This window comes from Bacillus sp. ABA4_010, assembly GCF_056159105.1.
This window is the reverse complement of the sequence record NZ_JBSWUN010000003.1, coordinates 3322333-3341517: the sequence shown is the minus strand read 5'-3', so window position 1 is coordinate 3341517 and position 19185 is coordinate 3322333. Positions and strand designations below refer to the sequence as shown.

Annotated in this window: 18 protein-coding genes and 1 other annotated feature; of the genes, 13 read left to right on the top strand and 5 right to left on the bottom strand. The window is 39.9% G+C overall.

What is annotated here, in order from left to right; translation table 11 throughout:
- Positions 1–36: 36 nt before the first annotated feature.
- Positions 37–228, top strand: coding sequence for a ComZ family protein (locus tag ACXAEO_RS17635; protein ID WP_474883332.1), 192 nt, complete (start codon positions 37–39; stop codon positions 226–228).
- A gap of 38 nt (positions 229–266) precedes the next feature.
- Here the strand turns inward: ACXAEO_RS17635 and ACXAEO_RS17630 are convergent, their stop codons facing one another.
- A complete protein-coding gene (locus tag ACXAEO_RS17630) occupies positions 267–485 on the bottom strand; it encodes a hypothetical protein (protein WP_474883331.1) in 219 nt (72 codons plus the stop codon).
- A gap of 191 nt (positions 486–676) precedes the next feature.
- On the opposite strand from ACXAEO_RS17630, the gene ACXAEO_RS17625 reads away from it, so the two are divergent.
- From ACXAEO_RS17625 to ACXAEO_RS17605, 5 genes are all read left to right on the top strand, one after another.
- The gene (locus tag ACXAEO_RS17625) at positions 677–1609 is read left to right on the top strand and encodes a beta-ketoacyl-ACP synthase III (RefSeq protein ID WP_474883330.1); all 933 of its coding nucleotides are present in this window, start codon (positions 677–679) and stop codon (positions 1607–1609) included.
- A 43-nt stretch (positions 1610–1652) separates the two neighbouring features.
- Positions 1653–2894, top strand: coding sequence for a beta-ketoacyl-ACP synthase II (fabF, locus tag ACXAEO_RS17620; RefSeq protein ID WP_474883329.1), 1242 nt, complete (start codon positions 1653–1655; stop codon positions 2892–2894).
- A 297-nt stretch (positions 2895–3191) separates the two neighbouring features.
- Positions 3192–3980, top strand: coding sequence for a DUF2268 domain-containing putative Zn-dependent protease (locus ACXAEO_RS17615; RefSeq protein WP_474883328.1), 789 nt, complete (start codon positions 3192–3194; stop codon positions 3978–3980).
- A gap of 171 nt (positions 3981–4151) precedes the next feature.
- The gene (locus ACXAEO_RS17610) at positions 4152–4397 is read left to right on the top strand and encodes a YuzI family membrane protein (protein WP_474883327.1); all 246 of its coding nucleotides are present in this window, start codon (positions 4152–4154) and stop codon (positions 4395–4397) included.
- 74 nt (positions 4398–4471) lie between these two features.
- Positions 4472–5221 carry a DUF3603 family protein gene (locus ACXAEO_RS17605; protein WP_474883326.1) on the top strand — a complete coding sequence of 250 codons (750 nt, stop codon included), beginning with the start codon at positions 4472–4474 and terminating at the stop codon, positions 5219–5221.
- Positions 5222–5283: 62 nt separating this feature from the next.
- Here ACXAEO_RS17605 and trpS read toward each other — a convergent pair whose 3' ends face one another.
- On the bottom strand, positions 5284–6270 hold the full coding sequence (gene trpS / locus ACXAEO_RS17600) for a tryptophan--tRNA ligase (RefSeq protein WP_474883325.1): 987 nt from the start codon (positions 6268–6270) through the stop codon (positions 5284–5286).
- Between the two features lie 69 nt (positions 6271–6339).
- Positions 6340–6566, bottom strand: a binding site (T-box leader).
- An 855-nt stretch (positions 6567–7421) separates the two neighbouring features.
- Here trpS and ACXAEO_RS17595 point away from each other — a divergent pair.
- The 5 genes from ACXAEO_RS17595 (at position 7422) to ACXAEO_RS17575 (ending at position 13053) form a co-directional block, all read left to right on the top strand.
- Positions 7422–9059, top strand: coding sequence for a peptide ABC transporter substrate-binding protein (locus tag ACXAEO_RS17595; protein ID WP_474883324.1), 1638 nt, complete (start codon positions 7422–7424; stop codon positions 9057–9059).
- Positions 9060–9174: 115 nt separating this feature from the next.
- Positions 9175–10110 (top strand): ABC transporter permease, encoded by a 936-nt coding sequence (locus ACXAEO_RS17590; RefSeq protein ID WP_474883323.1) that lies wholly within the window; start codon positions 9175–9177, stop codon positions 10108–10110.
- Positions 10111–10113: 3 nt separating this feature from the next.
- Positions 10114–11031, top strand: coding sequence for an ABC transporter permease (locus tag ACXAEO_RS17585; RefSeq protein ID WP_474883322.1), 918 nt, complete (start codon positions 10114–10116; stop codon positions 11029–11031).
- A 14-nt stretch (positions 11032–11045) separates the two neighbouring features.
- Positions 11046–12113: an ABC transporter ATP-binding protein gene (locus tag ACXAEO_RS17580; RefSeq protein ID WP_474883321.1), complete on the top strand. Its 1068-nt coding sequence runs from the start codon at positions 11046–11048 to the stop codon at positions 12111–12113.
- A 1-nt stretch (position 12114) separates the two neighbouring features.
- A complete protein-coding gene (locus ACXAEO_RS17575; protein ID WP_474883320.1) occupies positions 12115–13053 on the top strand; it encodes an ABC transporter ATP-binding protein in 939 nt (312 codons plus the stop codon).
- A gap of 40 nt (positions 13054–13093) precedes the next feature.
- Here ACXAEO_RS17575 and ACXAEO_RS17570 read toward each other — a convergent pair whose 3' ends face one another.
- Entirely contained in the window at positions 13094–13288 is a 195-nt protein-coding gene (locus ACXAEO_RS17570) for a hypothetical protein (RefSeq protein WP_474883319.1), read from the bottom strand.
- Positions 13289–13514: 226 nt separating this feature from the next.
- Between ACXAEO_RS17570 and ACXAEO_RS17565 the strand changes: the two genes are divergently transcribed.
- Entirely contained in the window at positions 13515–14090 is a 576-nt protein-coding gene (locus ACXAEO_RS17565; protein ID WP_474883318.1) for a GNAT family N-acetyltransferase, read from the top strand.
- Between the two features lie 27 nt (positions 14091–14117).
- Here the strand turns inward: ACXAEO_RS17565 and ACXAEO_RS17560 are convergent, their stop codons facing one another.
- A complete protein-coding gene (locus ACXAEO_RS17560) occupies positions 14118–17177 on the bottom strand; it encodes an efflux RND transporter permease subunit (protein WP_474883317.1) in 3060 nt (1019 codons plus the stop codon).
- Complete coding sequence (locus tag ACXAEO_RS17555; protein ID WP_474883316.1) at positions 17174–18385, bottom strand: efflux RND transporter periplasmic adaptor subunit; 1212 nt, start codon at positions 18383–18385, stop codon at positions 17174–17176. Before ACXAEO_RS17555 ends, ACXAEO_RS17560 begins: the two co-directional genes overlap by 4 nt.
- A gap of 366 nt (positions 18386–18751) precedes the next feature.
- On the opposite strand from ACXAEO_RS17555, the gene spxA reads away from it, so the two are divergent.
- Positions 18752–19153: a transcriptional regulator SpxA gene (spxA, locus tag ACXAEO_RS17550; RefSeq protein WP_474883315.1), complete on the top strand. Its 402-nt coding sequence runs from the start codon at positions 18752–18754 to the stop codon at positions 19151–19153.
- Positions 19154–19185: the final 32 nt, after the last annotated feature.

Sequence of the window (19185 nt, the reverse complement as noted above, 5' to 3'; positions counted from 1 at the left end):
ATAGAATGGAATAATCATGTAAAAGGGGTTAGGAAAATGGAACAACCAAATATGCAGTTTATGCAAATTGCTATGAAGTATTTACCAGAAGCGAAACAAGTACTTGATCAAGCAGGAATTGAATTAAGCATGGAACATATGCAGCCTGTGATGACGTTATTAACAAAAGTAATGACAGACGCATATGAACTTGGCAAAGAAGAAGCATTAAAAGAAAGTGGCGAATAATGACAAAAAGCTATCTCCCCATTGCAGGAGGTAGCTTTTTATTTTCCTTTTTGTTGGAAAAAATCAACTAAAGGGGAAAGGTCCTTCATTAAAGGCTTCAGTCTTTCAAGGGAATCAGAAATTTCATGAAAATGATTCATGACCTGATTCCAATCAGGATCGATTGAAGAGGATGACCGGAGTGCAGTTCCCTTTGCTGCTTTTTTCCGAGGAGAACCAAACATTAATTGATTAAAACGGTTTTCTTGTTCCGCCAATTCTTTCACCTCGATTTATTAAATGACTAAATTTAACCCACCGACACTATTACTATATGTGAAGAGGCAAAAAGTGAATGAGACAAACACCTAGACAAATAAAAAAAAATACCTTAAAATTAGTACCAAGTCATAATAATTGATATTAGAATATATAAGGAGTTTTATCTTCCAATAAAGGAGATGCTAGTATGAATGCAGGTATAATCGGAGTTGGCCGTTACTTGCCAGAAAAGGTTGTAACAAATGCCGATTTAGAAAAAGTGATGGATACGTCGGATGAGTGGATTCGCACAAGAACGGGAATTGAAGAACGACGCATCGCATCAGATGATGTAGGGACGGCAGATATGGGATATGAAGCGGCTCGAAAAGCACTGGAAGACGCAGGGCTAAAGGCAGAAGATATTGATTTAATTATTGTCTCAACTGTTACTCCTGATTATCCGTTTCCTTCTGCATCATGTATGATTCAAGAAAAACTTGGCGCAACGAAGGCTGCTGCTTTTGACGTGAGTGCGGCATGTGCGGGTTTTATGTATGGCATGATTACGGCAAAGCAATTCATTGAAACAGGTGCCTATAAACATATACTTGTTATCGGAGTTGAAAAACTTTCTAAAATTATTAATTGGGAAGACCGCAATACGGCTGTGTTGTTCGGAGATGGTGCTGGTGCGGTGGTGATGGGAAGTGTAAGTGAAGGAAGAGGGATCTTATCTTTTGAGCTTGGCGCGGACGGTACTGGAGGAAAGCATCTTTATCAAGAGGAATACATTGCGATGAACGGTCGGGAAGTCTTTAAGTTTGCTGTTCGTCAAATGGGTGAGTCAAGCATTAATGTCATTGAAAAAGCGGGATTATCAAAAGAAGATGTCGACTTTTTAATACCTCATCAAGCGAACATTCGAATCATGGAGGCGGCAAGGCAGCGATTAGAATTACCAGAAGAAAAAATGTCTAAAACGATTCAATCGTACGGAAATACTTCTGCAGCTTCTATTCCGATTTCAATGGTAGAGGATTTGGAAAATGGAAAAATAAAAGACGATGATGTTATTGTCATGGTTGGATTTGGCGGAGGCTTAACGTGGGGAGCCATTGCAATTCGCTGGGGGAAATAATTTTTTATAAAAAAACAAGTGAATTAAAGGAGATGTGGACAACGTGGAGAAAAAGCGCGTAGTAGTAACCGGATTAGGAGCAGTAACACCAATTGGAAATGATGTGGATACATCATGGGCAAATGCAATTGCAGGAGTATCTGGAATTGGCCCACTTACACGATTAAATGCCGATGAGTATCCAGCAAAGGTAGCGGCAGAAATAAAGGATTTTCAGCCTGAAAATTATTTTGATAAAAAAGAAGCGCGAAAAATGGATCGTTTTACTCAATATGCGGTGGCCGCTTCATTAATGGCAGTTAAAGATGCTGAGCTTGAAATTACAGAAGACATTGCTCCGCGGGTTGGGGTATGGATTGGCTCTGGTATTGGAGGAATGGAAACATTCGAACAACAGTATGAAATTTTTCAAGAAAAAGGCTATCGCCGTGTAAGTCCATTCTTCGTACCAATGCTGATTCCAGATATGGCAACAGGTCAAGTATCTATCGCATTAGGTGCGAAAGGGATGAACTCTTGTACAGTAACGGCTTGTGCAACAGGAACAAACTCCATCGGGGATGCCTTTAAAGTTATCCAACGCGGAGATGCGGATGTGATGGTAACAGGAGGCACAGAAGCCCCAATCACGAAAATGTCTGTTGCTGGGTTCTGTGCAAACAAAGCGTTATCAACAAATCCAGATCCAGAAACAGCATGTCGTCCGTTTGACTTAAACCGTGATGGATTTATTATTGGCGAAGGAGCTGGGATTATCGTTCTAGAAGAGCTAGAACACGCTTTGGCACGCGGCGCGAAGATTTATGCTGAAATTGTAGGCTATGGCGCGACAGGAGATGCCCATCATATTACAGCACCAGCTCCAGGCGGAGAAGGTGGTGTGCGTGCAATGCGTCAAGCGATTAACGATGCAGGCATGCAGCCAAGTGACATTGATTATATCAACGCACATGGTACAAGTACCGAATATAACGATAAATATGAAACAATGGCAATTAAAGAAGTATTTGGAGAACATGCTTATAAAGTAGCTATCAGCTCTACGAAGTCGATGACAGGTCATTTACTTGGGGCAGCCGGTGGTGTGGAAGCCATTTTCAGTATTAAAGCGATTCAAGATGGAATCATTCCTCCGACAATCCATTATACGACGGCAGATCCAGACTGCGACTTAGATTATGTACCGAATGAAGCACGAAAACAAGAAGTAAAAGCTGTATTGAGCAACTCTCTTGGCTTCGGCGGCCATAACGCTACAATCGTTTTGAAAAAATTTGAGGCATAATTAATGAATAGGGTGAAGGAAAAGAAGGGGGTAGCTTCTATTTCTTCACCCTTCTTTTTGTTCAATAGGTCATTATGACATAGTCATTCATATGATAAAGGAAACTTCCATTGGTGGGAGCTTTCTTCCACCGATGGTTAGTTGACTTATCGGGCATTTACGGGCAGTTATTGCCCACTTCAATAAAGAACAAAGACTGTCATTTCTTCGTTTACATCTTGTACATCGAAAGTGGAAGTTTTACTGCCCGTTAATGCGGGATAAAAAGAAGAATGACTGAATGGAAAGGAAGATTGTATGCCTGTTGTTGCAACGAATGAATGGCTAACGGCCATGCTGAAGGATTCTCGGACGTTTGAATCTGAGCTGGCTGCGTATTTTCCGAAAATATCCTCTAAGCAAAGCATTCGTTTACTGATGAATCACGGAATGTTTCAGAATGGGAAGGAACCGAAGGAGCAAATTGAAGCGTTTATTAAAAAAAATTTATGGCAAGACATTCGCCCTCATTATAAAAAACTGCAAATGTTATGGAAGGGTCCGGATATTCCGGTTTTTCTCCTACCTTCAGATTCGCGTAATCGCCGTATTCAACGAGAATTTAATGGAAAATCAGGAGTGGCTTTTTCCGATAAGTTATTTTTATTTGCAAAAGCAGACAGTCAAACAGATGAACTACTAGCTGTTTTGACACATGAATATCATCATATTTGCCGATTAAAGGTTATAAATAAAAAGGAAGAGGATATGACGTTATTAGATACGATTGTGATGGAAGGGCTGGCAGAGCATGCTGTAAAAGAGTTACTAGGTGAGAGTTTCCTAGCGCCCTGGACCGCATATTATAATTTAGAACAAGCAAAACGATGCTGGGAAAAACACATTCATCCGCATTTGAATGTGAAGAAAGAAGAAAGAAAGCACGATGAATTGCTTTACGGAACCGGGTGGTATCCTAAAATGGCGGGGTATAATACGGGCTATCATCTTGTCCGCAATTATGCAAACATGACGAAACTGCCTTCACATAAACTGATGCACGTTAGTAGCGAGGATATAGCAGCCCGTTCTGGATTTAAGCGATAGTTTCTATTAGTTAACGGCACTAAGGATGGTTTCGTACTTATCCTTAGTGCCGTTTTTTGAGAGAGGTAAAGAGAACGAGAGATTTAAAAAGATATTATAGAACGAGCATATGGAGTGGTTATCTATTCATATAATAGAGCAAGAAATGGGACAAGGCTGACAAGGGGAGAGATGGCTTATGGAGATGGAGAGTGGTTGATTCGCTTATTTCTGTTGTTGACGGGATTTGGATTTGCGGTGGTGGGAGGAGTCAGCGTCATTGCCTATTTAAACTTATTGACGGCGGGGTACACTTTTCAAGAGTATATTCACTACATTAAAACAAGACCTGAATGCTATTTGTCGTTCGTTGGATTCCTGCTTTTATATTCAGCTATCTATATGCCTTTTCCGACAAGAAAAGATAAATACAATTAGCATGATTTGGAATAAAATTACCTTTATATGCCTATACTGATTGTTAATAAACAGTTAGTAAGTGAGGGGTAAAAATGCTATATCTTCATGATGTATGGGTCAATTGGTTTGAAGGCGAGGAAAATGGCTACAACGTATGCAGTTTTCATGAATGGCGGAAAGATGATTGTGTCGAATTGCTAGACCAAGTTCCTTTATTGAAAGTCCATCCAATTTTGTTTCACTATATGGAAAATGATTTATCGGAGTTACCTCAACCATTACTAAACGACGTGTTTCAAAAAGCGTACATTCGTAAAAATCATGAAAGAATCCAGCTTGATTATTGTTTTGTTGCAACAGATGGGAAAGGCATCATCGCAATTGATACAATGGGATATCAAATTCCGATTAGAAAGAGCCGTTTAATCCCGAGACAGGAACAGCTTGTATACGAAATGGTACAAGAGCAAGACGCATTGCCGTATGAGTTGGATGAAAGGGAGCTTGAAAAGAAAGAATATCATATTTTATCTCCAGCTCCACATGCCATGAACGGGCTGACGAGGAAAGAGAGGCAGTTAAAACAACTGTTATTTATGGCTCTTGATCAGCTTCGTGCATCAAAAAATGTGGCACAAGTTCGCTACTGGTATACAGAATGGAATCCAAGTCGCTATGAACAAACACAGAAAATGTCGTTTGAAGAAGTATGGGAAAGCTTATATGAAGATATGAAACAAGGATGGTCATTAAAGCATATGTCTTTATGCGAAAATCTCATAAAGGGACAACCTTTCTTTGAAAAGCTATGGGAAATGGAGCAAGAATCAAAAGTTAATTAAAAAACACGAGCGGCTTAATCCGCTCGTGTTTTAGTGTTCCATGAATCGCCAATCGTACCTTCTTATCTTTTTCGACCAAGGCCCATCGCATTTTTCATTTTGCGAAGCATTTTGTTAGCCGTTAAGTTAGCACGCTCTGCTCCTTCATCTAAAATATCATCTAGTCTTGATGATTCAATTAATTCATAGTATGTTTCCTGGATAGGAGCAAGAGCATTGATGACGACTTGTGCTACATCTGCTTTAAAGTCTCCGTATCCTTTTCCTTCATACATTTCTTCAATTTCTTCAATTGTTTTATTTCCTAGAATAGAGTAAATGCTCATTAAGTTAGAAATGCCTGCTTTGTTTTCTTTATCAAAACGAACAATTCCTTCAGAGTCTGTAACCGCACTTTTAATTTTCTTTTCAATCGTTTTGGCATCATCAAGCATTGTAATGAATGCTTTTTGATTTGGATCAGATTTGCTCATTTTTTTCGTTGGATCTTGTAAGGACATGATACGAGCGCCAACTTTTGGAATGCGTACTTCCGGAATTGTAAAGATGTCGTTATATTTTTTGTTGAAACGATCAGCTAAGTCGCGTGTAAGTTCAAGATGTTGCTTTTGGTCTTCCCCAACAGGCACGATATCTGTGCCGTATAGTAAAATATCAGCAGCCATTAACGGAGGATACGTTAATAAGCCAGCAGAAACTGCTTCTTTTCCAGCTGATTTATCTTTAAATTGGGTCATCCGTTCAAGTTCTCCGATGTATGCAACACATTGAAGCATCCATCCCGCTTCCGTATGAGCAGGAACTTCTGATTGAATGAATAATGTTGATTTGGCAGGATCAATGCCTACTGCTGTGTACAAAGCTGCTAAACTGCGGATGTTTTCGCGTAGTTTTAAGCGATCCTGTGGTACTGTAATGGCATGTTGGTCAACGATGCAGAAGTAACAACTATAATCTTCCTGCAGCTCTACAAATTGTTTTAATGCTCCGATATAGTTTCCAAGTGTAATGGTGCCGCTTGGCTGAATGCCAGAAAAAATCGTTTTCATTCATGTTCATCCTTTCATATTTGATCATATAAATTGAAGCACAAAAAAGCCCATTCGCCACCTAATAAAATTAGGGACGAATGGACCGCGTTGCCACCCTAGTTATTTTGAAGACACTTCAAAATCGCTCGAATCATGCTGAGGAAAGCATGATGTTCGTTAACGCCGAAAGTACGTTCAAGCATTTGACTTGAAAGCTCCAAAGCCCATTCCATATGGATGAATGTTTGTTTTCACCAACCACAAACTCTCTAAAAATCATGGCCATATGTACTCTTCTTTTTCGTTGCTTCAATATGATTATATCTACATGTTATTATAACGTGCCCTATCCAAAATGCAACCTTTCGGCTTTTCTGTAAGAAGGATTAACGTTATTTTGATATTCCAAAATATGATATGAACAAAACTTATTAGGTAGACGAAATACTTACAATATTGATATATAAAAAAAATGTATTTTTACATTCGACAAAATTTGACATTTTTATACAGAAATCGCTTTCATTTTTTGGTAAAAAAGAATAGTTGTTCAAAAAAAACAGATAAAAAGACCTGTTTTTGAGTGAATTGCAAAAAAATACATTTAATAAATAGTATTGCAATAAATTTTTAAACTATTTATAATAAGTTTTAATAAATAAATTTTCACAAATAATTTACATTCATTTAATTTTTCAGAAAAATAGGAATAGAAGAAGAAAAAAGACAACAGAAGATATCTTCTACATTTGATACATATGTAAGAAAGCAGAGAGAGAACATAGTTGTGGTCGAATCAAGTGTAGAGGATGATCTTTTTTCATCTATACTGTATAAATCGTCCTGGAACATTTGCTATGACGAAAGAACAATCATAATTAAATGTTCTAGACTAAGTGGATGGTATCTTCCTTATGAGGTTGGCACCGTCCACTTAGGTGGGCTCATTCAAGAGGGTTTAGCAACCTGTTGTGAAGGTCCTTTGATTAGTTAAAGCGGTGTTAAATGATGACGTAAATTATTTAGCAATTGTTGTCTGTTAAATAATTTGATAATTCTACGAATACTTTTATTTCTATCAATTTGAAAAATAATAAAGAATGCATAGTTATTTGGAAAAAGTGGAATTTTATTTATTAAATAAATTAACCATTATTGGGGGGAAAAAAATGAAGAAAAGATTATCTCTTATGTTCACACTACTTCTTGTCTTCTCACTTTTCTTGTCAGCATGTGGATTCAACAATAATGATTCTGCGGGCGAAGACAAAAAGGAAGACGGTGAAGTTAAACAAGAGCTTCGTGTCAATATTAAAACAGAACCATTCTCATTACATCCAGGTCTAGCTAACGACTCTGTATCTGGTGGGGTACTACGTCAAACATTTGAAGGCTTAACGCGAATTGGTCCAGATGATAAGCCGCAAAATGCGATGGCAGAAGATGTACAAGTGAGCGAAGACGGGAAAACATATACATTTAAAATCCGTGAAGATGCAACTTGGACAAACGGTGATCCTGTTATTGCAAAAGACTTTGAATATGCATGGAAATGGGTGTTAGATCCGTCTAATGAATCTCAATACTCTTATCAACTTTATTATTTGAAAAATGGTCAAGCAGCGAATGAAGGAAAAGTAGGTGTTGAAGAAGTAGGGGTTAAAGCAGTTGATGAAAAAACATTAGAAGTACAGCTTGAAAACCCAACTCCTTTTTTCTTAGAGTTAACAGCTTTCTACACGTACTTGCCGGTTAACAGCAAAATTGCTGAGGCAAATGACAAATGGTACACAGATGCAGGTGAAAACTATACATCTAATGGACCATTCAAAATGGTCACTTGGGAGCACAGCAATAAAATCGTTTTAGAGAAAAACGATACGTATTGGGATAAAGATGCTGTCAAACTGAACAAAATCGACATGTACATGGTAAATGATAATAATACGGAATTATCAATGTTTGAAAATGGTGAGTTAGACTGGGCAGGTATGCCAACAGGTCAATTGCCAGTTGAAGCGATTCCGCAATTAAAAGATTCTGGCAAGCTGAACATTCAAGCGATTGCTGGTACGTACTGGTACAAATTAAACACAGAACAAAAACCGTTAGACAATGTTAACATTCGTAAGGCGTTAGCATATGCAATCGACCGTAAAGGCATTACAGAAAACATTACAAAAGATGGCGTAATCCCTGCAATGGCAGCTGTACCGCCAACGATGTTTGAAGAGAATGAAAAAGGCTACTTCGAAGATGGCAACATCGAGAAAGCGAAAGAGCATCTTCAAAAAGGTTTAGAAGAAATGGGCTTAACGGATGTTTCGGAGTTACCAGCTATTAAGCTTTCTTACAACACAGATGATAAGCATGCGAAAATTGCTCAAGCTATTCAAAACATGTGGAAAGAAAACTTAGGTGTGAATGTAGAACTTGATAACGCTGAGTGGGCAGTATACATTGAAAAACTTCATAGCGGTGATTACCAAATCGGTCGTATGGGTTGGTTAGGAGACTTTAACGATCCAATCAACTTCTTAGAGCTTTACCGCGATAAAAAAGGCGGAAACAATGATACAAACTGGGAAAACCCAACTTATAAACAAATGTTAATCGATTCTGCAAAAGAACAAGATGCTGAAAAACGTCTTAACATGTTAAAAGAAGCAGAAGCAATCTTAATGGATGAAATGCCAATCATTCCAATCTACTTCTACACAAATACGTGGGTTCAAGTAGATAACTTAAAAGATGTAGCGGTATCTGGTTTAGGGGATGCTCAATTTAAATGGGCTTACTTTGAATAAGAGATAACGGGATTGTAAAACTAATCATGAATGGCAATGGAAAGGTATATGGAGGATTCTCCATATACTTTTCTTTCTGATACGATGTAGTTGTTAAATTATGGAGGTGTTACATGTGATTAAGTATATTGGCAAACGTTTGCTGTATATGTTTCTTTCCCTTTTCTTAATTATTACGGCAACGTTCTTCTTAATGAGAGCGGCTCCGGGTGGGCCTTTTACGTCTGAAAAACAATTGCCACCGGAGATTGAGAAAAACTTAAATGCATATTACGGATTGGATCAGCCATGGTATATGCAGTATTTTGATTATTTAACATCTATTGCACAATGGGACTTCGGACCATCATTTAAATATAAAGGACAAACAGTGAATGATTTAATTAATACCGGCTTCCCTGTATCCTTCACCCTTGGGATGGAAGCAATCTTTTTGGCGCTGGCATTTGGTGTGCTGCTCGGTGTCATCGCGGCATTGAATCATAATAAATGGAAGGATTACACGGCGATGATTATTGCTGTACTTGGAATTTCCGTACCAAGCTTTATTATGGCGACTGTGCTGCAATACTTTTTAGCGATGAAACTTGGACTGTTCCCAGTTGCGCGTTGGGAATCGTGGGCGCATACCTTTTTGCCGGCCCTTGCGTTAGCATCTACGCCAATGGCGTTTATTGCTCGTTTAACTCGTTCAAGTATGCTTGAAGTGTTAAGCAATGACTATATTAAAACAGCAAAAGCAAAAGGACTAAGTCGACCAGTCATTACAATTAAACATGCGATTCGCAATGCGATGCTGCCAGTTGTATCATATATGGGTCCGCTAGCTGCGGGTGTGTTAACAGGAAGCTTCGTTATTGAAAAAATCTTCGGTATTCCAGGCTTAGGTTCTTACTTTGTCACAAGTATTTCAAACCGTGATTATACAACCATCATGGGTGTAACGGTCTTTTATAGTATTTTGTTACTTGTGAGTATTTTAATTGTTGATATTGCATACGGACTAATCGATCCACGAATTAAGCTGACAGGCGGAAAGAAAGGAGAGTAAACCATGCAGCAAATTCCAAAGGAGATGTTTCAGCCCGCTACGGTGGACTTGAATGAAGCAGAAAGAATATCGAAGCCGAGTCTTTCATTTTGGAAAGACGTGTCGCTTCGTTTCCGCAAAAATAAATTGGCGATGTTCGGAGTTGTGTTGCTCGCACTATTGTTATTTATGGCTGTCTTTGGACCAATGATGACGGGGTATAACTATGCCACAAACGATTTAATGAGCACAAACGAGCCGCCATCTAGTGAACATTGGTTTGGCACAGATGAGTTAGGTCGTGACGTGTTTACTCGTACGTGGGTAGGAGCTCGAATTTCCTTATTTATCGGTTTATCAGCAGCGATTATCGATTTAGTAATCGGGGTTATTTGGGGAAGTATTGCCGGCTACCGTGGTGGACGTACAGATGAAATGATGATGCGTTTTGCAGATATTTTATGGGGTGTACCGTACTTATTACTCGTTATTTTATTAATGGTCGTATTGGATCAAGGTCTAGGAACCATGATTTTGGCGATGACCATCACGGGCTGGATTAACATGGCGCGGATTGTTCGGGGACAAGTATTACAGCTAAAAGGACAAGAATATGTGCTTGCTTCTCAAACGTTAGGGGCAGATACGAAACGAATTTTATTTAGACATTTAATTCCGAATGCGATGGGACCTATTTTAGTAACGATGACATTAACCATTCCATCTGCTATTTTTACAGAAGCTTTCTTAAGTTATTTAGGATTGGGTGTACCGGCTCCACTGGCAAGTTGGGGAACGATGGCATCTGAAGGGTTGCCGGCTTTACAATATTACCCATGGCGCTTATTCTTCCCGGCTACATTTATCTGCTTAACGATTTTTGCATTTAATGTCATCGGTGATGGTTTACGTGACGCATTAGATCCAAGATTACGCAAATAAGGGAGTGATAAGACATGGAACGTTTATTAGAAGTGAAAGACTTGGAAGTGGCCTTTCAAACATATGCGGGAGAAGTTAAGGCTGTCCGCGGTGTTAATTTTCACTTGGATAAAGGAGAAACGCTGGCCATTGTAGGGGAATCAGGGTCGGGGAAAAGTGTGACCTCTCAAACGATTATGCGTTTAATTCCAATGCCTCCAGGTAAAATTACAAACGGTCAAATTCTATTTAACGGAGAAGACCTTGTGACGAAAACGGACAAACAAATGGAGCAAATTCGCGGAAAAGACATCGGAATGATTTTCCAAGATCCGATGACGTCGCTGAATCCAACCATGAAGGTTGGTCAGCAAATTATGGAGGTGCTCATCAAGCACCAAAACATGTCAAAACAGCAAGCAAAAGAGCGGGCAATTGAACTGTTAACATTAGTCGGCATTCCATTTCCTGAAAAACGTGTAACTCAATATCCACATGAGTTTTCCGGTGGGATGAGACAGCGTGTCATGATTGCAATTGCGCTTGCTTCCAATCCAAAGCTCTTAATTGCGGATGAACCGACAACAGCGCTTGATGTAACCATTCAAGCACAAATTTTGGAATTAATGAAAGAGCTTCAACAAAAAATGGATACATCAATCATTTTCATTACCCATGATTTAGGGGTTGTAGCCAATGTTGCTGACCGTGTAGCGGTTATGTATGCAGGCCAAATTGTGGAAACAGGAACGGTTGATGAAATTTTCTATAATCCTCAGCATCCGTATACATGGGGATTATTAGCGTCCATGCCAGACCTTGAAAACAGTACAGAGGAAGAGTTGGCGGCTATTCCAGGTTCACCGCCGGATTTAACGAATCCGCCAAAAGGAGATGCGTTTGCTCTTCGGAGTCCTTATGCGATGAAGATTGATTTTGAGCAAGAGCCGCCGCTGTTTAAAGTATCAGACACACATTATGCAAAAACTTGGCTGCTTCATCCTGACGCGCCGAAAGTAGAGCCGCCGGAATCGGTTAAGCGACGCATGCGTCAGCTGGCGAATGCATATGCCAAACCTGTGTTAGTAGAGGACGGTGAATAAAATGGCAGCACAACAAAAATTGCTGGAAATTAAAGAGTTGAAGCAACACTTTGATACAGGTAAAGGAAGTGTCATTAAAGCTGTAGATGGTCTGACCTTCGACATCTTTAAAGGGGAAACGCTCGGACTTGTAGGAGAATCAGGTTGTGGAAAATCCACGACTGGCCGAACAATTATTGGATTATATAAAGCAACTTCAGGTGAAGTCATTTTTGACGGTGAAAATGTTCATGGCAAAAAGTCAAAAGCCGAACGGAAAAAATTCAATCGCAAGATGCAAATGATTTTCCAAGATCCTTATGCATCATTGAACCCTCGTATGACGGTAGCTGATATTATCGCAGAAGGCATTGACATTCATGGCTTGGCTCAATCAAAAGAAGAACGCATGAACCAAGTATATGAATTGTTAGAGACAGTCGGTTTAAACCGCGAACATGCGAACCGTTATCCGCACGAATTTTCAGGCGGTCAGCGCCAGCGTATTGGGATTGCCCGTGCATTGGCGGTACAACCTGACTTTATTATTGCCGATGAGCCTATTTCTGCACTGGATGTATCCATTCAGGCGCAAGTGGTCAACTTAATGAAACAATTGCAGCGTGAACGTGGCCTAACGTATTTATTTATCGCGCATGATTTATCGATGGTAAAATACATTAGCGATCGAATTGGCGTGATGTACCGCGGCCGCATTGTCGAGCTTGCGGCAAGTGATGATTTGTATCGAAACCCAATTCATCCTTATACAAAAGCACTGCTTTCAGCAATTCCACAGCCGGATCCAGAGTCAGAACGTACGCGTGTTCGACAAGTGTATGATCCGAGTGCCCATAATTATGGAACGGAAGAGCCGGTCTTGCGTGAAGTAAAGCCGGGGCATTATGTGTCATGCTCGGAAGCTGAGTTTGCACAATATAAAAAAGAGAATATGGCATAAAAGAAAAACGATCTCAGTTGAGGTCGTTTTTCTTTTGTCTTTACCGTTTTTTCTTCGCTTTCCCCCCCACTTCGCTCCAACCGGTTTGAATGTTAGCAGAACGATTGAAGAACTTATTTTTTTCTTTACCGCCAAAGAAGTTTTCTCCGATGCCGTTTAAGATGACGCCCATGAGTGCGGTAATTCCGATAATCAAAGTGGCTAATAGAAAAAAATCGAATGCAAATGCGCCCATTTTCTCAACTCCAATTTGATAAAAGTCTCTTTCTTTCTATTGTAGAAGAAATACGCTCATAACGAAAGGGTAATATCTTGGAATTTTCTGAAAAATGTTTGAAGTGGAGAAAGAAGGGAAAAGAAAAATAAAGACTGCAGGTGAGAAAAAGAGAGATAGGGAACAATAAACAGAAAGCTGCTGTAAAGTGAAGAGAATGCAGGGAGCGGATTAAAGGAGGACATCTATGAATTGGTATGAAAAGTTAAGTCAATATTTTCCCATTGAAGAAATGAAGTCAAAAGAACATATTGAAGCGCTCTTAAAGGAGCGAGGAGATATTTATCATAAAGATGAAGGGCCACATCATGTACTTATGTACGTTGAACTTGATGATTTTGTCTTCATTGATTACTTATTTGTATCTACAAAGTCGAGAGGGCAGGGACTTGGGCACCAATTAATGGAGAAGTTGAAGCAAAAAGAGAAGCCGATTATTTTAGAAGTAGAGCCTGTTAATTATGAAGATAGCGATACAGAAAAACGACTGCGTTTTTATAAACGAGAAGGCTTTGAACATGCACAGTCCATTGGTTATCATCGACGCTCGTTGGCAACAAATGAAATTAATCAAATGGAAATTTTATATTGGTCCCCAACACAAGAAAGTGAAGAAACCATCTTTGAAGGAATGAAACGAACATATGAGATGATTCATACGTATAAGGATACAAAATGGTACGGGGAGTCGTATCAGCCGGTGGAAGAAGTGTTGACGCTCGATGAAAATCGGAATGAAGGAGACATTTTAGCCGATATTTAACAAGCAAGAAAAACAGGAACAAGCGGACTAACGATGAACCGCTTGTTCCTGTTTTTTGTTTTTTCGTTTTTCAAACAAATAGTAGACGACGGGAATAAAAACAAGGGTAATAATAGTAGCAAAACTCAATCCATAGACAATGACAATGGCCATCGGTTGTTGGACTTCTGTTCCCTCCCCGAACCCGAGAGTGAGCGGGATGAGACCAAGAATGGTCGTTAAGGTAGTCATTAAAATTGGGCGAAGCCGTGTCGGTCCAGCCAATAGAATGGATTCTTTCAATTCGTAGCCGTCTTTTTTGAGCTGTTGCAGATAATCAATTAAGACGATGGCGTTATTGACGACGATGCCTGTTAAGATAAGAAGGCCTACGAGCGAACCGACGCCAAGCGGTTCTCCCGTAATGAGTAAGCCTGACACAACACCAATAATGGTAAGTGGAACCGAGAACATAATAATGAACGGGTAGAAAAAGGATTCAAACTGTCCGGCCATGACCATATATACAAGAACGACTGCAAGTGCTAAAGCGAGAGAAAGTTTGTAAAATGCATCATTCATTTGTTCGTTTTGTCCACCAAAAGAAATTTTGTATTGATTGTTCGGAAGTGAAATGTTTTCTTTTAGTGCCGCTTCAATATCATCCGTGACATTGCCTAAATCTCTGTTTAAAATGTCGGCGTTCACCGTAATTTCACGAAGTCTATTTGTCCGTACGATTTGGGAAGGTCCTTGTCCTCTGGAAACTGTGGCGATGGCTTGCAGCGGAACATTCGCTCCCGTTGGTGCTTTAATTAGTAAATTTTCTAAGCTAGAAATAGAGGTCGTAAAGCGTTCTTCCACTACGAGGCGAATGTCCAGTTCTTCGCCGTTTCGGGCAAGTTTACTTGCGACAACGCCTTTTGTTGCATCATGAATAGCTGAGGCAATTTGGGTGCTTCCGATGCCGTATGCAGCGGCTTTTGCTCGATCAATTTCAACGACAATTTCCGGATTGCCTGTTTCATAGTTCGAGGCCGGCTCGCGTACCCCTTCAATTTTAGAAATGACGGACACTGTTTCATTCGCAATTTGTTCCAAGGTTGGCAAGTCAGGACCTGTAATGCTAAGAGAAATGGGATTGGTCGAAAATCCGGAGTCACTAGCGGATACAACCGCTTCAATATTAGGGACATCTTTTAGTCTTTTTCGAACCGCTTCTGCCACTTCTAGGTCGGTGCGTGAACGTTGGGCAACGGGCTTTAGCAAAATGCTGTAGTTTGCTTGATTGGTTTGCGAACCAGCGCCAAATGAGAAATTTGCGGCTCCACCAACTTTCACATACATTAAATCTATTTCGTTTACATCCTTGATTTGTTCATTAATCTGCTCTGTTTTTTCGTAGGTTGCCTCAAGCGAACTCCCTTCTGGCAGCTTAGCTGTGATGGAAATAAAGCTCTGGTCTTGAGCGGGTAAAAATTCTGTTCCGATAAAGGGAATTCCCGCTAAAGACAAGGCTAGCGCACTGACGATGATGGCCATCGTTTTTTTCGGGTGTGCCAGCACGATGATTAGCAAGTCGGTATACTTTTGCAGAACTAAAGCAAACCGTTTGCTAGAAGCTCGTTGTTGCGGTTTGACTTTTAGAAAAAGAGAAGACAGCAACGGGACAATAATAAGAGCGGTAAACAAAGAAGCCAAAAGCGAGAAAGAAATGACAAGAGCGAGCGGTTTAAACAATTGGGCAGCTAAACCTTCAACAAATACAATCGGCAAAAAGACAATGACAGTTGTTAATGTGGAGGCAATAATCGCAGTGCCAACCTCTCGTGTACCTTGAATAGCTGCTTCTTTAAGTGACATTCCAAGCTGTTGTGAGCGATAAATATTTTCTAAAATGACAATAGCATTATCGACCATCATCCCAATACCTAATGCAAGCCCACCAAGTGTAAGCAAATTCAATGTTTGTCCGCTAAAATACATGAATACGAACGTGGTTACAATCGATAGAGGAATGGCGAAGGCGATAATAAGTGTACTTCGCGCGTTTCGTAAAAATAAATATAAAACCCCTGCTGCAAGAACGCTCCCAATCAGCATATTGGAAGAAACGGCTGAAATGGATTGGTTGATGAATCGACTTTGATCGAAAATGGTTTCCATCTCAATGTTTTCAGGAAGAAGGTCATTGATTTCGTCCAACTTTTCTTTAATGTTTTCCGCTACTTCCACTGTATTGGACCCAGATTGTTTTAAAAGGGAAATGCCAATAGCTGATTTGCCATTTAAATAGCTTAATTGAGCGGTTTGTTCATACGCCTCTTCAATGTCAGCGAGGTCTTTCAGCAGTAAAATCCCTGAGTTTGTTGGGATGGGTAACGATGCAATATCATCAATGGATTTGAATTGACCCGTAATTCGAATCGGTAAATTTTGATTTTGGTCTTGGATGCTTCCAGCAGGTAAGTTGATGTTTTCAGAGCCGATGATTTGTTGAAGCTGGGGAATCGTTAAGCCGTAAGAAGCTAATTTTTCAGGGTCAAGGTTTACTTGAACTTCCTGATTTGCACCACCTTCAATCGATACAGAGGCAACCCCATCAATGCCGTCTAAGCGTGGTTTAATGTCTTCTTCTACCATCTTTTTTAACGTTGAAAACTGTTGCTGTTCACCTGTGATGGCTAACTGCATAATTGGCAGGTCGCTCGGGTCAAATCGCATAACACGAGGAGCAGGGGCACCGGCAGGTAAAAAATCTCTCACAGCATCTACTTTTTCCCTCATTTTTAAAGTAGCAAAATCCATATCTGTTCCCCAATTAAAAGACACAAGGACTAATAATCCACCGTTTCGTGAAATGGAGGTGACGTCTTCAACGTTTGGAATGGTCCCCATCGCATTTTCTAACGGTTTGGCGAGCAAATTTTCCACTTCTTTTGGACCTGCTCCGTCATAGGTGGCGGTGACGGCAGCGACAGGAAAGGTGAGTTCGGGGAATAAGTCAACAGGCATATTTCTAGCGCTTACTCCGCCGAGAATCAACATTAAAACAATGACCATTCCCATAGCGATGGGGCGAATAACAGAAAGCTTTACAATGTTCATGTTTCTTCACTCTTTCTTTCACGAAGCGAGTCTCCGTTGTTTAATCGTTCTTTTCCATCTACTACAACGCGTTCATCTTTTGTGACCCCTTGAAGAATTTGAACGCTGTCTTCACTTTGGAGGCCTAGAGAAACAGCCGTTTTAATAGCTTTCCCATTTTTGGAAACGAACACAAATGGTTCGTTTTCTTCATATAAAACCGCTTTAGTAGGGATGACAAGTACATTTTTTAGAGCGTCAACAGTGACGGTTGCGGTTGCTTTCATTCCACCTTTGACGAGCTGGTTCTCATTTGGAATTGGCATTTGAACCGTAAACAAGCCTGTTTGTGCGTTAGCTGTCGGTGACACATTGCCAATCTCTGTTTTAAATGGCTGCTCAATCCCGTCAAATTGAATGGTACTTTTCTTGCCTTTTTTTAGTTGTGAAACGACATAACTATTCACCTGGAAAGTCGCATCAATTTGATTTTGATTAATAATCGTAACGACAGGTGCATTTGGTGGGGCCATTCCGTTTTCTACAGCTGTAACTTCTGCGACGACTCCATCAATCGGAGAGGTCATTTTTGTTGATTGGACGAGCTGTTCGGCTTGCTTGACAGCTTTGGCTGCTTGCTGCTGTTGTTGCTTCAATTGAGGAAGCAACGATTGAGCGGCTTGAAACTGTGTAAGGGTTTGCTGTGCTAAAGCCGCTTGCTGTAAAACAATTTCGAGACTATTTTTAACGAGATCAGAAGGCGGAACATTGCCATCTTGTATTTGGTTTAGTTGTTGTTGGGTTTCTGTCAATGCTTTATTCAGTTCTTCTTGTGCTTGTTCCAAACTTTTGCCCTCTGCCGCAGAGGTTGCTGCTGCCTCCGCTTTTTCGACAGCTTCATTGATAGAAGAAGCTGCTTTTTGAGCGCTTTCCAGCTGACTTTTCGCTGCACTTTCATCAAGTGTAAGCAGTAAGTCTCCTTGTTTAACCGCATCTCCCAGCTGCTTATGGATTTTTTTCACCGTTAAAGGAGCAGGCGCAAAAAGGGGGATTTGTTTAGAGGGAACGGCAATGCCTGATAGTTCCACTGTGTTGTTTAAGTCTTTTGCTTGCACTTGTTCAGTCTTGACGGAAATCGCGCTGCTTTCAAGGTCTTCAGTTGTAATTTCTTTCGGTCCGCAAGAAGTGAGGAAAAACAGTATGATAAGTAATGTAAAGGCTTTGTGCATGTTTGGTCACCCCGTTCATTATGTTCATACCTTAGTCTTTGCCAGGAAGGCTGGAAATAAAAAAATAAATATTTTTTGAAACAAAATCCAACGTTTATCCGTAGTATAACTGTGGTATATAAATAGCGAGAATTCATTACTGGACAAGGTAGAAATAATTTTTTCTGACTTTTAGAAAAATATATCATTCGATTATTTTTTATAGTATAATACCCAATATATATTATTTTTTTAAACTTATTATAAACTAATATCGATTTTCATTTTCAGTGATGAAATATATATAGTAGTATAAGTCAACAGGCGGCAAAATCGCTAATTTGAATAGGTCAGTCACTTTAATTTAAAAAAGGAGTGAAGGTTTTAATGGTAACTTTATATACATCTCCTAGTTGTACTTCTTGTCGGAAAGCAAAAGCATGGTTAGAAGAAAATGATATTCCATATACAGAACGAAACATTTTTTCAGAATCGTTATCGATTGAAGAAATTAAAGAAATTTTACGTATGACAGAGGATGGAACAGATGAGATTATTTCGACTCGCTCTAAAACGTTCCAAAAACTAGATGTTCAAGTCGAAGCGATGCCGTTGCAGGATTTATACGAATTAATTCAACAAAACCCGGGCCTATTGCGCCGTCCAATCATCATTGATGAAAAGCGTCTTCAAGTTGGTTATAACGAGGATGAAATACGCCGTTTCTTGCCGCGTAAAGTACGAACGTTCCAATTGCGGGAAGCACAGCGTCTTGTAAATGCTAATTAATACGCATAGCTAAATAAAAAAACGGAGAAACC